Below are 15461 nucleotides of genomic sequence, written 5' to 3' on the forward strand. Positions count from 1 at the left end.
GATCCTTATCGATTGACGGAAGCGGCCCGCTTGGCGTCCTTCACGAAGCGCGTGCCGACGAAACTGACGGCCGCCGCGAGCGTCACGTAGAAAGCAGGCGCCATGTTGCTGCCGGTGCGGGCGATGAGCCACGTGATCAGGAACGGCGCGAAGCCGCCGAAGATCGTGACCGCGAAGTTGTAGGCGACGGACAGCCCGGTCGACAGCACCTTGGTCGGGAACAGTTCGGCGAACGCCGCGAGGATCGGCCCCGTGTAGGTCGCGATCAGCACGCCGAACACGGCCTGGAACACGATCAGCGTCGTGAACCCGGGCGCATGGTTGATCCACGCGAACATCGGCCACGCGAGCACGAAGATGGCGAGCGCCGATCCGGACAGGAACACGCGCCGTCCCCACACGTCGGCGAGCCGGCCGACGATCGGCGAGCAGCACATGATCATCAGCCCGCCGACCATGCCGGCCGCGAAACCGGTCGATTGCGGCAGGTTCAGCGTGCGCACGGAATACGTCGGCATGTAGAAGAGCAGCACGTAGGTGCAGACGGTCCACAGAATGACCATCGAAAAGCTCGCGAACGTCTCGCGCGGGTAGGTGGACAGCACTTCCTTCAGCGGCGAGCTTTCTTTCGCCTGCGCTTCGACGGCGCTGAATGCGGGTGTCTCGTCGATATGGCTGCGGATGTAGTAGCCGACGGGCCCGACGATGATCCCGAGCAGGAACGGCAGCCGCCAGCCCCAGCTATGCAGCGCCTGCGTGTCGAGCGACGTCGTGACGAAGGTGCCGGTCGCGGCGCCGAGCAGCACCGCGAAGCCGATGCTCGACTGGATCCAGCTCGAGTAGTACGCGCGCTTCTCCGGTGGCGCGTATTCGGTGAGGAACGCGGTGGCGCCGCCCATCTCGCCGCCGGCCGAGAAACCCTGCAGCAGCCGCGCGACGACGATCAGCAGCGGCGCGGCGATACCAGCCTGTTCGTAGGTCGGCGCGAGGCCGATGAGCGCGGTGCCGGCGGCCATCATGAGGATGGTGAGCGACAGCGCGGCCTTGCGCCCGACCTTGTCGGCGTAGATGCCGAGCACGATGCCGCCGACGGGCCGCATGAAGAAGCCGACGCCGAACGTCGCGACGGTCAGCAGCACGGACGTCAGTTCGTTGCCGGTCGGAAAGAACAGTTTCGCGATGATGACCGCGAAGAAGCTGTAGACGGTGAAATCGAACCATTCGAGACCATTGCCGATCACGGTCGCGACGATGGCGCGGCGGCGCTGCTGCACTGCCGCATCGACGGCAGGCGCGGCGCGCGGGGAAAGCGTTCCTTGCATGGTCTCTTCCTCTATCGGAATCAGAAGACGGGACGGCTGCCCCGCGTGAACCCATGCTAAGGACAGCGCGAATTTTTTCTGAAACGAAAGATTTGCATGCACGCATGCGCTGGGCGCATGCATCGCGATCAGGACGCGGTCTGTTTCTCCGCCTGTTCGAACAGCCAGCGTGTGAACAGGCGCGCGGCGTGGTTCTGCGCGCGGTCGTTGGGCGAGATCACGTAGTAGCCGCCACCGTGGCTCGCGGATGCGTCGGTCACGCGCACGAGCAGCCCGGCCTCGATGCAGGCGTCGATCATGTAGCGCCAGCCGAGCGACACGCCCTGGCCGAGAATCGTCATCTGCACGATCTGCGGATACGAGTTGATGGTGATGTCCTGGGGCCGTGCCTTCTGCCGATCGATGTCGTTCTGGTCGAACCATTCGGACCACGACATCCACTGACGCTGCCCGTCCTCGAGACGCAGCAGCGTCTCGTTCGCGAGGTCGGCCGCGGCGAGCGTGCGGCCGGCCAGGTAACCTGGCGCGCAGACGGGAAACACTTCCTCGTCGAACAGGCGGCGCGCGGTGTATTCGGCGGGCGCCTGCTGACGCACGTAGTACACGCCCACGTCGAACTCGGCCGGCGACATCGACGCGAGCCCGTCGCGCACGATCAGCCGCAGCTTGATGTCCGGATAGTTGGCGCGAAACTCGGGCAGGCGTGGCGTGAGCCACAGCAACGCCACACCGGACGAGCACGCAATCGTCAGTTCGAGATCGCCGTAGGGCTTCATCACATCGTGCGTGGCTTCCGCGCATTGCGTGAGGAGATGGTGCACCTGCGCTGCGTATTGCTCGCCGGCGATCGTCAGCCGCAGTGAACGATGCTCGCGCACGAACAGCGAGCGGCCGAGGAATTCCTCGAGCTGCTGGATCTGGCGGCTGATCGCGCTTTGGGTCAGGTGCAGCTCGGCGGCCGCACGCGTGAAGCTCGCATGCCGCACGGCGGCTTCGAACGCGATGAGGCACTGAAGGGGCGGCAGGGGCGTGATGCGCATGGCAGCTTGGGAGGTCGAGGAGGTTGCCGATATGATACGAGCGGATCGAAAGGAAATCACAAGGAAGCAGGGTGCCGCCAGTCGCCGTATTCATGCGAAGATTGACCGCACAACACACTCGCCCGAGAACGACGTGACCCTATTCAACCCTGAGAGCAAACCGGACGCCGCCCATCCGCCGTGGATGCCCGTCGCGATGGCGGAACTCGGCATCCGCCGCCACCCGCCGGGCAGCATCAACCCGCGCATCGTCGAGTACAACAACCAGACGAACCTGGTCGGTTACGACGACAAGATTTCCTGGTGCTCGTCCTTCGTGAACTGGTGCATGACGCACGCCGGCATTCGTGGCACGGGCTCCGCGCTTGCGCGTTCGTGGCTCGAATGGGGGAGGCCGTTGGAACGCCCCGTCTACGGGTGCATTGCGATCCTGACCCGCGACGATCCCGCGAGCTGGAAAGGGCATGTCGGGTTCTACCTGCGCCACGACGACGAACAGGTATATCTCTTCGGCGGCAATCAGCTGGAAGAAGTACGCGAACTCGCGTACCCGTTGAACGAGGTGATCGGCTACCGCTGGCCCGACGCCGCGTGACGACGCAGCAACAGCCCATACAAAACCACAAGCGCCGCGTAACCGGCCGCTGCTAACCTGTCACGCACCGCATCGACCCACCCGGAGCCCGTCGGCGCACCGATGTACAGCCACCGACCTCCGCACCCACAAGGAGCCAGCAGTGCAAAACGGTCATCTCCGCCTCTACGCGGATACGCAATACACGAGCCCATACGCGATGTCGGTCTTCGTTGCGCTCGAGGAAAAGGCGCTGCCGTACGAACTGGTCACCGTCGATCTCGGCAACCGCGCGCATTTCGCGCCCGACTACGCGGCGACCTCGCTGACGCAACGCGTGCCGACGCTCGTGCACGACGATTTCGCGCTGTCGGAATCGTCGGCGATTACCGAGTATCTCGATGAGATATTCCCGGGCACGCGGCTCTATCCGGTCGAGCCGCGCCAGCGTGCACGGGCGCGGCAGGTGCAGGCGTGGCTGCGCAGCGACCTGATGCCGGTTCGGACGGAGCGGTCGACCGAAGTGCTGTTTTACGGGCCGTCGAGCGAGCCGCTGTCGAGTCTGGCGCAGGCTGCCGCTCAGAAGCTGTTCGCGGCTGCCGACAAGCTGCTCGCACCGGGTGCGGCGAACCTGTTCGGCGAGTGGAGCATTGCCGATGTCGATTTGGCGGTGATGCTGAACCGTCTGGTGCTGAACGACGATCCGGTGCCGCAGCGTCTTGCCGACTATGCGCGGTCGCAGTGGGAGCGGCCGTCGGTGCAGCGCTGGGTGAAGCTGAAGCGGCCGCCGCTGTAATTCGCGGGGCAGGGGACGGCGGCGCGGGCGTCTGCGCCGCACGCCGATGCGTCTAGATCAGTCGCTCCGGCACGCATCGAGAAGCGGTATGTCTGCGCGACTTCATGTAATCCGCCGAATCGGCGTGAGAACTAATATCGATGAAGAAAGTCGGTTTGTCGGGCGCAGTCTCGGTCATGGCCGTATCCGGTATCGGATGGGCGGCGCCTCCGGGTGACGGGCTGGTGAAAAGCTGCCTGATGGCGCAGCCTGTCTCCCCGTCCGTTGCGATCAAGCGCATCGACACGCACGAAGTGTCGCAAGAGGACGACTACGCAGACGGTTTCAACGTCAGTTACGTCGTCAAACATGAGGGTGTCGACGTCGGCTACGCCGAAGGAAAGTCGACGCAGGCGCTGATCTACGCTGGCAAGCTCTACCGATTGTCCACAGCGATACCCGTTGGAAATAACAGTGGAATCAAGCCGACTGCATTCAATCCCGCGCTGGCCGAGTGGAGCATGGCAACGGTTGGCCGTCAGCGCTATCTATGCGTGAGCTTCAATTTTTGACGGACTCGGGCGAAGCGGGGCGTATCAGAATGTTCACGGCGGGTACTTGCTGAACGTGAAAACCAAAGACCTGTACTTTGTTGTACGCGATGTTAGGAAGTGAGTGACTTTTTCTTGCACGGTGTCGCATCGTGGAGGGCAGTGGGGCCATTCAGTGACCCACCAACCCTGCACACCCCGGTGGTCAGTTGTGTAAGTCTGGACTAGACCAAGCAGACAGCGTCAGATTGTCTCACTCGGTTCGGCCAGGAACGATCAGTCGACATTCGCGTCAATCTTGCGGACAATTCCAGACGGATCCTTTTGAACGCACAACTTCGATTAAATATGCGTGAACTCCAGCAGGAAGTGCGACGCCTCGCAGCGCAAGCTCAGGTCGACTTCAATGAGCGCGCCGACGGTAAGCTAGATTTTTCGGAGGGAAGTCTACAGATTGTGGAAGAGATGCTTGCAGAGGCTTCCATGTACCGAGACGACCTTCCGTCCGAAACCGTTGAGGGAATCGTGACACGATTCGGTTGTTACATCCTCGAAGTCGGTCGACAACGGTTCGGCGGTACGTATTCATGGCTCGAAGAACGAAATCAGCCTGTGCTTATAGTTGGCAATCCGCAAAGCTATACAGCGCTTGGCACTTGGGATAAGGTCCGTGGCCGTCTATCCGGAGACGCCAGCGACAACATTCCGTTTTTCTTTGAAGGATTCGCAAAGCGAGTGCAAACGTCATTCGGAGAAAGTCGGTCTCTTTGCATGTGAAACCACCTCGCGAAATCCGCTTTGAAGTGAAACCAAGGACTGCTTAGGGGCGGTATCCGCCAGTCGGCCGCCACCGGATACTAACCGGCCGGGTTCGGCCATGAACCGCCGTTCGGCGCACTCGGATATCGGACGCTTGTGTGACTGCTTTGGAGAACCGGTCGCTCGCATTCGACTGCCGATGATACGCGCGGTTCCGCAGAGGTATGCCTTAGCCAAGCGCTTTTGACCAATTCTGCGTCCGATCACCCTTGTGGACAACCGGACGCTGAACTTGCTTCAGACTGGGTCGTCAACCACGGGCCCAAGCGCGCTTCTTAGACGTGCATAGACGGCCTGAGCCTTGATCGGCAACCCGGCCTCGCTCAGGTTGGCTACTTTGCCAAGCATTCTGAACGAAGCTGATCTTCGCCCCTTCTTGAGTTCCGGGAATTCCTCCTCAAGCGCGGCCTGGACTTTTGCCCTGTAACCATCTTCGAGGTTGAGCGGGCGATACTGAATGCCTACCGCATAATTGTCTGGTCCGTGAACAGATTCACGCATTTCCCATGCGACAACGCAGACGGGCCATGACGCAGCATCCGCACCGATAAGTGGGTCCCACGCCTCGTCAAACAACCAAATAATCTTCTTGCCGTAGTCTGTTAAAAGCTTGCGATACGGAAGATTGGCCTTGATGCGCCTTTCGATAAACGAAAGCTTTGCGTTTGAGCCAAGACGCTCGATCAATTCCGGATAATGATGGGCGAAAATCCACTTTTCACCCACGTCACCGTCCAACGTCGTCGGAGTGAGCGCACTGACGTCGAGAGTTAGTGCTTTCTCGAGGTCTTCAATGACCGTCCTATAGTCCATTGCCACGTCTGCGAGAGTATCGTCGAGCTCCTTCTGCTCCGGCGGAACGTAGTCAGTTTGCTTCTGGCAGTAGGCAATCACGAGCGCGGCAGATTGGTTTCCTCGCTTGATCTGAAGCTCCGCGCGATCAGCGCCAGCCTCGAGCCATTGGTAATCGAGAAATGCCCACCGGTTACGCGGTGCAGATCGATTGTCATCCTCGTCCCGTGCGCCGCCATAGTTCCGATCCAAGACAATGTGCGCTGTCTTGTAACCTTTGAATGCGGGCCGGGCGCGTAGTACCGCCACCTCGTTGTAGTAGGTCTCAAGCTGCTCCGGGCCGAGCCGTGCACCGTGCTTGTTTTCAACCACAACGAGGAGTTGATTCACAGGGTCGATCATCAGCAGGTCCAACCGAGCCTTGCTCGGGAGCACATACTCTCGAATCGCGATCATCGAATGGAAGCCGGTTCGGGCAATCCTGCCTGGCGTCCAGACAGCAAAGAATTCTTTGTTGCATAGGACGTTTTCGTACGAGTTCCCGTAAGCAGCGGTCAGGAAATCTTTCAAGATTCCGTCACCCTGACCGTGTCCTTCTCGAGGATCAAACAACCATTTCAGTATTTCGGAATGTTGGTTTTCGTTCGGTTCGATGATGTTGAAAATATCGTTTGACCGTTTTAATCCTTCCATGGCCTTTCGCAGCCTGGGATCTGCCACAAACTCCTGAAATGCATCATCCATCAGAATTCCCCGTTGATCATTGGTTTTTTGCAACTCAACTATTGTATCCGTCGGAGCTACGGAATCATTGTTCATTGTTGGAAGCAGCCATCCGACTTTACAAAGTACGAGCGGCCGATGTGGGCCGATCACCGCCCTTGATGAAGTGATGTCCAAGCAAGCGCAGAGCCAACCTGGCGCTGACTGAGAACGCAGGTATAGACTTACACCGCTCAGTTCTTCGCCACCGCCGCCACCTGCGGCCCACCCGCCGCGTCATTCCTGCTCCACCCACCCCCAAGCGACCGATACAGCGCCACCGCCGCCAGCGCATGTTCGCGCTTGACCTGATTCAGCGAATCCGAATCCCGCAAATAAGCCTCCTGCGCGGACAGCACATCCAGAAAATCCGTCGCGCCACCCTTATAAAGCTGATTCGCCAACCCAAGCGCCTTGTCCGAAGCAGCCAGCGCACTACCCAACCTGCGCGTCGCCTCATCGGAGCTGACGAGATTCGCCCGCGCATCCTCGACCTCCCGCAACGCCTGCAGCATCGTCTGCCGCAACCCGAGTTCCGACTCGCGCATCCGGCTTTCGCTCTGCGAGATATCGGCCGTAATCCGCCCCGCATTGAAAATCGGACTCGTCGCGCTCAACGCCGCACTGAACAGGTTATCGGTCAACGTCGGCAACCCGAGATAAGAAGCGGCCAGAATCCCGTCCGTCAGGTTCAACGAAAACTTCGGATACCGTTCGGCCTTCGCCACGCCGACTTGCGCCGCCCGCCGCTCGACCTGCGCATACGCCGTCAGCACATCCGGCCGCCGCAGCAACGCCTGCGAAGGCAGCGTCCCCGGCGCGCCAACCGGCGGCGCAGGAATCTCCCCGGCCTGTACCAGCAAGAGCCGATCAACCGACTCCGGCGTCCTCCCCGAATACACCGCAATCAGATTGAGCTGATGCGCGATCTGCGCCTGCGTCGGCGGAATCCGCGCTTCGAGCGCATCGAGCTGGTTCTGCGCACGCGTGACGTCGAGCTCGGTCGACAGCCCGAACGCCTGCCGCTTGCGCGTGAGTTCGAGCGCATGCTGGCGGATCTTCGCGTTGTCCTGCAGGATCTTCAATTCCTGCTGCGCCCAGCGCAGATCGACATACGCGGAAGCCGCATCGGCCGCGAGTGCGAGCCGCATCGCATCTTCCGCATGCTTCTGCCCGACGAGTTCCGCTTGCGCGGCAAGCAGGTCGAGCCGTTCACCGCCGAACACATCGGGCGACCAGCTCAACGCGAGCCCTGCGCCAGCCTGACGCACATAGCCGAGCGGCGGCGGCGTGTTCTGGCGTGCGTCGGCCGCATGCGCGGTCGCGTCGAGTTCGGGCAGCAGCACCGCGCGCTTCTGCACGGTCAGCGCCTGCGCCTGCTTCACGCGTTCGGCGGCGGCCTGCAGATCGAGGTTGCCGTCGAGCACGGTGGCGATCAGCCGGTCGAGCGCGGGATCGTGGAATTGCGCCCACCACGCGGCGGCGTCGATGTCCGCGCGCGGCACATCGGTGTCCCATGCTTCCGGCGCGAGTGTTCGAACCGAATCCTGAAGCGCCGGATGCTGCGCGGGCTGCACCGCACAACCTGCGGCGAGTGCGCTGACGGCGAGGGCGACGAGAAGTTTTTTCATGATGGTGATGACCTCAACCTCAGTGCGCGTCCGGCGGCGGCGCGTTCAGGGAAATGGGTTTGGAGAAGACGACCGCGAGCAGCGCGACGACGAAGCACAGCGACAGCGCGTAGTACGCATCCGCATAGGTGAGCGTCAGCGCCTCGCGATAGATCAGGTGATGCAGGTTCGCGAGCCCGGCTTGCGCGGTGTCCAGCGTGTTGCCGGCCACCGACGTCCAGTACGCGGCCTGCCGATCGAGCAGCGACGCGATCTGCGGCTGGCCGGCGCTCACGTGCTCGTTCAGGCGCAGGTAATGAAAGTTCAGCCGGTCGTTGAGCATCGTCGCGCTCACCGCGATGCCGATCGCCCCGCCGAGATTGCGCATCAGGTTGAACAGGCCGCTCGCCGATTTGAGGCGCGACTGAGGCAGCGAGCCGAGCGCCATCGTCACGATCGGCGGCACGCTGAACTGCTGGCCGATGCCGCGCAGCGCCTGCGGCAGCAGCAGTTCGCGCCAGCCCCAGTCGTGCGTGATCGGCGTGTACAGGTAGCAGCCGAGCCCGAAACAGATCAGCCCGAACACGAGCAGCGCGCGCAGGCTGAAGTAGCGCGCGGCGAACGCATACGCACAAAGCGCAATCAGCTGGAACGCGCCGACCGACAGCAGCGCCATGCCGATCTGCAGCGAGCTGAACGCGCGCACCTGCGCCAGAAACAGCGGCGTCAGGAACACGGTCACGAAGATTCCGATGCCAGTGACGAACGACAGCAGGCTGCCGATTCCGAAGTTGCGCACGACGAGCGCGCGCAGGTCGACGATCGGGTCCTTCGCGGTCAGTGCATGCACGATGAACAGGAAGCCGCAGATGCCGGAGATCCACGCGCAGATCACGATCGCGTCGTCGCCGAACCAGTTCTTGCGCGGGCCTTCCTCCAGCACGTATTCGAGGCAGCCGAGGAAGCCCGACATCAGCACGATGCCGAGATAGTCGCCGCGCTTGATGAGGCTGAGGTCGGGTTCGTCGATGTGCACGTAGCGCGGCACGAGTGCGGCCACCGCGATGCCCGGCACGAGGTTCAGGTAGAACAGCCAGTGCCACGACCATTGATCGGTGATCCAGCCGCCGATCACGGGGCCGATCGCCGGCGCGAGCGAGGCAAGCGCGCCGATGGTCGTCGATGCGATCAGCCGCTGCTTGCCGGGGAACAGCACGAACGCGGTGGTGAACACGGTCGGGATCATCGCGGCGCCGAGCGCACCCTGCAGCCCGCGGAACAGGATCATCGAGTTGATGTCCCACGCGACGCCGCACAGCATGCTGGTGATCGTGAAGCCGACCGCCGATGCGGCGAACAGCCAGCGCGTCGACATCACCTTCGACAGCCAGCCCGACATCGGGATCACGATGATCTCGGCGATCAGGTAGGCGGTTTGCACCCACGACAGTTCGTCCTGGCTGGCGGAAAGTCCGCCGCCGATGTCGCGCAGCGACGACGCGACGATCTGGATGTCGAGCGTCGCCATGAAGAAGCCGACGCACATCAGCGCGAAGGCGAACACGCGCTGTTTGGTAGGTTGCGACGCCGGGTCGCCGGAAAACGCGGTGGTCATCGTCGTCTCCCGCTCAGTTCGCGTGGTCGGTATGCACGGTCACGACCGCGGACAGGCCGGGGCGCAGCACATGGTCGAGGCCCGGCTGCGGATCGAGATGCACGCGCACCGGCACGCGCTGGACGATCTTCGTGAAGTTGCCGGTCGCGTTCTCGGGCGGCAGCACGCTGAAGGTCGCGCCGGTGGCGGGCGCGAGGCTGTCGACGCGGCCGTGCAGTTTCGTGTTCGACGCATCGAGCGACACGTCGACGCGATCGCCCGCGCGCATCTTGCGCAGCTGGTCTTCCTTGAAGTTCGCGTCGACCCACAGCCCGGATGCCGGCACGACCGTCAGCAGCGGCACGCCGACGTTCGCGAGCATCCCGACGCGGCCCGTGCGGTTGCCGACGTAGCCGTCGACCGGCGAGCGGATCGTCGTGTATTCGACGTTGAGCGCGGCGACGCGCTGCGCGGCAAGCGCGGTGTTCACGCGGGCCCGCGCGTCGGCGAGCTGCGCGCCGAGCACGTCGAGCTGCCGCTTCGACGCGAGCAGCGCGGCGTCGCTGCGGTCGACGGCGGCGCCGGCCTTCGAATAGTCGGCGTCGGCGCGTTCGACGATCTGGTTCGACACGGCGTCGGATTTCACGAGCTCACGGTAGCGCACGCGATCCGACGCGGCACGCGTCAGCTCGGCCGACGACGCATTCTTCTCGGCCGCCTGCTGGCCGATCACCGCGAATTGCAGTTGCTGCTTCGCCTCGAGTTCGGTCACCGCGGAGCGGGCGCTGTCGACTGCGGCGCTGGCCTGCGCGAGCTTCGCGTCGTAGTCGCGCGCATCGAGCTGCACGAGCACGTCGCCGGCTTTCACGCGCTGGTTGTCGGTCACGAGGATCTTGTCGACGAAGCCGTTGACCTTCGGCGCGAGCACGGTCACGTCGCCGCCGACATACGCATCGTCGGTGCTTTCCTGAAAGCGCAGCACGAACAGCCAGTCGAGCGCGGCGGCGACGACGACGATGACGACGGCACCCACCGCGATGCGCATCCACGGCACGCGGCGCTGTTGCTTCGCGGGCTGGTCGAGTGTGGCTGCTTCACGGGATGAGGCAGCGGCTTGGGTCGTTTCCATCGATTCACCTATGTATATGCACTTATCAAGTCGATCGACGACATGTCGTCGATCGGGGAAGGGGCTAGCGTTCCGGCAGGTTGTGCGTGATCCGGAACAATTCGTCTCTCAGGCGGGCCGCCTGCGCCGACCCGAACCGCTGCTCGAACGCTTCCTGCGCGGCGAGCCAGTGCACGTGCGCGTCGGCGATCTTCGTTTCGCCGTGCGCGGTCAGCGCGAACGTCTGGCGGCGGCATCGCGGCTCGATCCGGCCGGCCACCAGCGCCGCACCGACGAGCGGCTTGAGCGCGCGCAGCAGCGCGGTGCGTTCGATCACCAGCACGGTCGACAGCGTCGCCATCGTCAAGCCGGGCCGGTCGCGCAGCAGCGCGAGAATGCTGTACTGCGACGGCGTCACGCCCGCCCGCGACAGATAACGCTCGTAGAACTGTGAGATCCGGCGGGCGGCTTGCCGGACCGCGAAGCAATCGTCATCGGTGAGCGTCATCTTGTGCATGTACACATGTTAGGAGGCAATGCGGCGCGAAGCGAGCGGCGGGGCACGATCAGATTGTTGTCGCGGCTGTACCAATCGGCGTCAGGCTGCCGCCGGAACGATCCAGCCTTCGCGGTCGCAATAGGCGGCCGTGTAGTCGATGAACGTCTTGACCTTCGCGGGCAGCAGCGCGCGGTTCGCGTAGGCGAGCTTGATCTCGACGGACGCATCGACGAGATCGGCGTCGGCCAGCAACTGCACGAGCGCGCCCGACGCAAGCTGGGCCTCGACGAGCGTCTTCGGCACGACGCCGATGCCGAAGTCGTGCATCACCATTTCACGGTTGAAGACGGGGCTGTTCGACGAGATGTCGAAGCGGAACGGCACGGTCAGCGTGTTGCCGTCGACGCGGAACGACAGCGCGGGCCGGCGCAGCGACGGCGACATCGGCACGAACGGGTGGTCGGCGAGATCGGCCGGCGCGACCGGGCGCGAATGGGTGCGCAGGTACGCGGGTGTCGCGACGATCACGAGCGGAATCCGCTCGATCAGCCGCACGACGGTCGATTCGTTCGTCAGCATGTACGGTACGACGATACCGATGTCGTAGCCTTCACCGACGAGATCGATGGGGCGCTCGGTCAGCGTCACGTCGAGGCGCACCTTCGGGTGCGCGGCCTTGAAGCCGGCGATCAGCGGCACCAGCCGGTTCAGCGTGGCCGTCGTGTGCGCGACGAGCCGCAGCAGGCCTTCGGGCTCGCGCGTCGGCGACTGCGCTTCCGCTTCGAGCGAGTCGAGTTCGTCGAGCACGGCCGCGCAGCGCTCGTAGATGCGCTCGGCCGTTTCGGTCAGCGACACCTGGCGCGTGGTCCGGTGCAGCAGCCGGCTGCCGAAGCGCGCTTCCAGATCCGCGACCGCGCGCGACACGACCGGCCGTGCGAGGCCGTGCATGTCGGCGGCGCGCGTGAAGCTGCGCATCTCCACCACCGACCGGAAAATCCGCAGCTTGTCGATGTAGTCCATGTCCGTCTCCTTGACGCGAGGGCCGGCCGCCGGCCTTGTTACGGCGGAGTGTACATTGACTTTATGCATATGCACATATAAATTGCGAAACATGAACGACACCTCGATTGCCCAGGCGTGCAACTGTCTCGCGCTGCGTCAGGCGGCGCGCTTCGTCACGCAACTGTACGAGCGCCATCTGGCCCCGGTCGGCGTCACGCCCGCCCAGTTCTCGATCATGGCGAACCTGACGCGCCAGCCCGGCCTGCTGATGAGCGAACTCGCCGATACGCTCGTGATGGATCGCACGACGTTGCTGCGCGCGCTGAAGCCGCTGCAGCGCGACGGCTTCGTCGCGACGGCCGCGTCCGAGCACGACACGCGCGCGCATGCGCTGAGCCTCACGAAGCTGGGCGAGCGCACGTTCGCTGAAGCGAAAGTCGCATGGCAGGCTGCACAGGACGAATTCGAGACGCAGTTCGGCCGCGACCGCGCGAAGGCGCTGCGCGACGAACTGTTCAGTGTGACCGCGGAACGCTAGACGGCGGACTGGCGGCAAACTGGAACGGAATTCGATCCATTGGTCGCTTCGGGGGCGCTCAGTGGTGGAAATTGGTTTTTTAAACTGTCCGGATCGATGGCGATCTGGACAGTTTTTATTTCCAGTTGTAGAGTCCCCCTGACGGATTTCACGAGCCGGCGCCCCCGGCACGCGTCAGAGGAGCGATCGATGCTGCAGTTGAGTGACCGCGACAGCGCCATGCTGCGCGGGGATTTCGGCGAGGGCGTCGCGCGTGCGATGCGGATCGTCGCGCGCACGGCACACGTGATGTCCGCGCCGCACCTGATCGACATTACGTCTGCCCATATCGACGGCTGCCTGTATCACGGCCAGACCAGCCTCGACTTCGTCGAGTATTTCGTCGACACGGGCGCGAAGGTCGCGGTGCCGACCACGCTGAACGTCGGGTCGCTCGACCTGATCCATCCCGAGCTGTACCACGGCGATCGCACGATTCAGCGCGACGCGCAGCGCCTGATGGATGCGCATCTGCAGCTCGGCTGCGAATCGAGTTTCACGTGCGCGCCCTATCAACTGAAGAACCGTCCCGCGAAAGGCGAGCAGATCGCGTGGGCCGAATCGAACGCGATCGTGTTCGCGAACTCGGTGCTCGGCGCGCGGACGAGCCGGTACGGCGATTTTCTCGACCTGGCCGCGGCGATCACCGGGCGTGCGCCGTATGCGGGGCTGCATGTCGAAGCGAATCGCGCCGCGCGGATCGTGTTCAACGCACCGGATTTCAGTCGCCAGGCCTCGCGCGACATCTATTTCGCCGCACTCGGGCTGCTGATCGGCCGGATCGCGGGCGCGGTCGTGCCGGCGATCGTCGGGCTGCCGGCGGACACCACGGAAGACGAACTCAAGGCACTTGGCGCGGCCGCCGCGTCGAGCGGTGCTGTCGCGCTGTTCCATGCGGTCGGCGTGACGCCGGAAGCGCCCACGCTCGATGCCGCGTTGCACGGACAAGCGGCGCCACGGACGGTCGATGTCGCGATGGCCGATCTCGACGAGATTCGCCGCACGCTGAACCACGGCGCGGCCGGCGATGCGCTTGTCGCGGTGGCGCTCGGCACGCCGCATTTCTCGCTGGCCGAATTCCACACGCTCGATACCTTGCTCGACGCGTTCGACGGCAAGCCGGCCTGCGATTTCTACGTGAACACGAGCCGGTTCATCCTGTGGGAGCTGGATGAAGCCGGCCTCGCGGAGAAATTCGCGGCACGCGGCATCCAGATCGTCGTCGATACCTGCACGTACATCACGCCGGTGATGAAGCAACTGTCGGGGCTCGTGATGACCAATTCGGGGAAATGGGCGTCGTATGCGCCCGCGAACATCGGCGTGACGGTCGCGTACGGCAGCATGCGCGAATGCGTGCGTTCGGCGTACGAAGGAAAGGTGCGATTCGATGACTGATGCCACGCGCAAGGGGTTGACGGGCGACACGCTCGTGCCGGGCAGCGCATGCGCGCGCCCGTTCGTGCTCGACAAGCCGCTCAGCTTCTGGGGCGGCTACGACTCGGGCGCGGGAAAGATCGTCGATCGCGGGCATCCGCAGGCCGGTGCGAGCCTCGCCGGCAAGGTGATGGTGATGCCGCACGCGAAGGGCTCGAGTTCGAGCAGCAGCGTGCTCGCAGAAGCCGTGCGCAACGGCACGGGGCCGGTCGCGATCGTGCTGAAGGAGCGCGACCTGATCGTCTCGATCGGCGCGATCGTGGCGGCCGAGCTGTATGCGATCGCGGTGCCGGTGGTGTGCGTGACCGACGACGTGTACGACGCGATCGTCGCCGCGACGGGGGAGGTGCGGATCGAAGCGGAAGAGGGTGACGGCGGCGCGCGGATCGATCTGGGCGGCGCGGCGCGTTCGGCCTGATCGATCCGCGTACGGCACGGCGAGCGCGCTTGCTCGCCTCGCCCGGGCGTTACAACTGCACCCCCTTCAGGCTCCGGTGCACCTCGAGCGCATTGCGTTCGACCCAGTTGTGCTGAAGCAGCCCGTCGTCGCGCACGTGCCAGACGGCCGTGCCCGTCATGTCGATGGGCGACCCGCACGGCGCCGATCCCATGAACCCGTTGTTCTTCCCCGTCACGCGCCAGCGGCTCGCGACGCGGTCGCCCGCTTCGTTCTGGAACGTTTCGACGACGTCGAACCGGAAGTCGTCGATGCTCGCGAGGAACGCCGCGACCCACGTCTTGAATGCCGCGCGCGAGCGGATGACCACGCCGCCCGACGTGATCGCGAAATCCTCGGCGACGAGTGCGTCCACCGCGTCGGGGTTGCGCGCCTGCCAGACTTCCCGCCAGAAGTGCTCGACGATCTCGACCGAATTGCGTTTGCTCATCTTCCTGCTCCGTTGATACGACGACGTTGATCCGTTGCCTGCCGCGGCTCGCGATCGAGTCCGGGTGACACGCAGTCATTGTGTGAACTTGCGAACAAGAAGACAAACGAAT

At 63.8% G+C, this 15461-nt stretch carries 16 protein-coding genes; 7 read left to right on the forward strand and 9 right to left on the reverse strand.

From position 1 onward, the window contains the following. Positions 1–5: 5 nt before the first annotated feature. Together CFB40_RS21110 and CFB40_RS21115 are read right to left on the reverse strand one after the other, a co-directional pair. Positions 6–1322 (reverse strand): MFS transporter, encoded by a 1317-nt coding sequence (locus CFB40_RS21110; protein ID WP_089432297.1) that lies wholly within the window; start codon positions 1320–1322, stop codon positions 6–8. Positions 1323–1450: 128 nt separating this feature from the next. Continuing rightward, on the reverse strand, positions 1451–2362 hold the full coding sequence (locus CFB40_RS21115) for a LysR substrate-binding domain-containing protein (RefSeq protein WP_089432298.1): 912 nt from the start codon (positions 2360–2362) through the stop codon (positions 1451–1453). Between the two features lie 184 nt (positions 2363–2546). Here CFB40_RS21115 and CFB40_RS21120 point away from each other — a divergent pair, with 184 nt between their 5' ends. From CFB40_RS21120 to CFB40_RS38125, 4 genes are all read left to right on the forward strand, one after another. Next, positions 2547–2957, forward strand: a complete 411-nt coding sequence (locus CFB40_RS21120; protein WP_089428115.1) for a TIGR02594 family protein — start codon at positions 2547–2549, stop codon at positions 2955–2957. Positions 2958–3099: 142 nt separating this feature from the next. Further along, positions 3100–3732 carry a glutathione transferase gene (yfcF, locus tag CFB40_RS21125; protein WP_089432299.1) on the forward strand — a complete coding sequence of 211 codons (633 nt, stop codon included), beginning with the start codon at positions 3100–3102 and terminating at the stop codon, positions 3730–3732. 140 nt (positions 3733–3872) lie between these two features. Then, entirely contained in the window at positions 3873–4283 is a 411-nt protein-coding gene (locus CFB40_RS21130; protein ID WP_089432300.1) for a hypothetical protein, read from the forward strand. Between the two features lie 327 nt (positions 4284–4610). Beyond that, entirely contained in the window at positions 4611–5039 is a 429-nt protein-coding gene (locus CFB40_RS38125) for a hypothetical protein (RefSeq protein WP_143329871.1), read from the forward strand. 279 nt (positions 5040–5318) lie between these two features. On the opposite strand, the gene CFB40_RS21135 is transcribed toward CFB40_RS38125, so the two are convergent. The 6 genes from CFB40_RS21135 to CFB40_RS21160 all read right to left on the reverse strand — a co-directional run bounded on the left by CFB40_RS21135 (position 5319) and on the right by CFB40_RS21160 (position 12466). Further along, positions 5319–6692, reverse strand: a complete 1374-nt coding sequence (locus CFB40_RS21135; RefSeq protein WP_089432301.1) for a PDDEXK-like family protein — start codon at positions 6690–6692, stop codon at positions 5319–5321. A gap of 137 nt (positions 6693–6829) precedes the next feature. After that, positions 6830–8266 carry an efflux transporter outer membrane subunit gene (locus tag CFB40_RS21140; protein WP_089432302.1) on the reverse strand — a complete coding sequence of 479 codons (1437 nt, stop codon included), beginning with the start codon at positions 8264–8266 and terminating at the stop codon, positions 6830–6832. 19 nt (positions 8267–8285) lie between these two features. After that, on the reverse strand, positions 8286–9860 hold the full coding sequence (locus tag CFB40_RS21145; RefSeq protein ID WP_089432303.1) for a DHA2 family efflux MFS transporter permease subunit: 1575 nt from the start codon (positions 9858–9860) through the stop codon (positions 8286–8288). Between the two features lie 13 nt (positions 9861–9873). Next, positions 9874–10968 (reverse strand): HlyD family secretion protein, encoded by a 1095-nt coding sequence (locus tag CFB40_RS21150; RefSeq protein ID WP_089432304.1) that lies wholly within the window; start codon positions 10966–10968, stop codon positions 9874–9876. Between the two features lie 64 nt (positions 10969–11032). Beyond that, entirely contained in the window at positions 11033–11464 is a 432-nt protein-coding gene (locus CFB40_RS21155; RefSeq protein WP_069250988.1) for a MarR family winged helix-turn-helix transcriptional regulator, read from the reverse strand. Between the two features lie 81 nt (positions 11465–11545). Further along, the gene (locus tag CFB40_RS21160) at positions 11546–12466 is read right to left on the reverse strand and encodes a LysR family transcriptional regulator (protein ID WP_089432305.1); all 921 of its coding nucleotides are present in this window, start codon (positions 12464–12466) and stop codon (positions 11546–11548) included. Positions 12467–12557: 91 nt separating this feature from the next. Between CFB40_RS21160 and CFB40_RS21165 the strand changes: the two genes are divergently transcribed. The 3 genes from CFB40_RS21165 (at position 12558) to CFB40_RS21175 (ending at position 14880) form a co-directional block, all read left to right on the forward strand. Beyond that, the gene (locus CFB40_RS21165; protein ID WP_089428109.1) at positions 12558–12986 is read left to right on the forward strand and encodes a MarR family winged helix-turn-helix transcriptional regulator; all 429 of its coding nucleotides are present in this window, start codon (positions 12558–12560) and stop codon (positions 12984–12986) included. Positions 12987–13175: 189 nt separating this feature from the next. Further along, positions 13176–14423, forward strand: a complete 1248-nt coding sequence (locus CFB40_RS21170) for an aconitase X (RefSeq protein WP_089432306.1) — start codon at positions 13176–13178, stop codon at positions 14421–14423. Continuing rightward, complete coding sequence (locus CFB40_RS21175; RefSeq protein WP_089432307.1) at positions 14416–14880, forward strand: aconitase X swivel domain-containing protein; 465 nt, start codon at positions 14416–14418, stop codon at positions 14878–14880. Before CFB40_RS21170 ends, CFB40_RS21175 begins: the two co-directional genes overlap by 8 nt. 49 nt (positions 14881–14929) lie before the next feature. On the opposite strand, the gene CFB40_RS21180 is transcribed toward CFB40_RS21175, so the two are convergent. After that, positions 14930–15349 (reverse strand): ester cyclase, encoded by a 420-nt coding sequence (locus CFB40_RS21180; protein ID WP_089432308.1) that lies wholly within the window; start codon positions 15347–15349, stop codon positions 14930–14932. Between the last annotated feature and the right edge of the window lie 112 nt (positions 15350–15461).

The organism is Burkholderia sp. AU31652, assembly GCF_002223155.1.
Classification (GTDB): Bacteria; Pseudomonadota; Gammaproteobacteria; order Burkholderiales; family Burkholderiaceae; genus Burkholderia.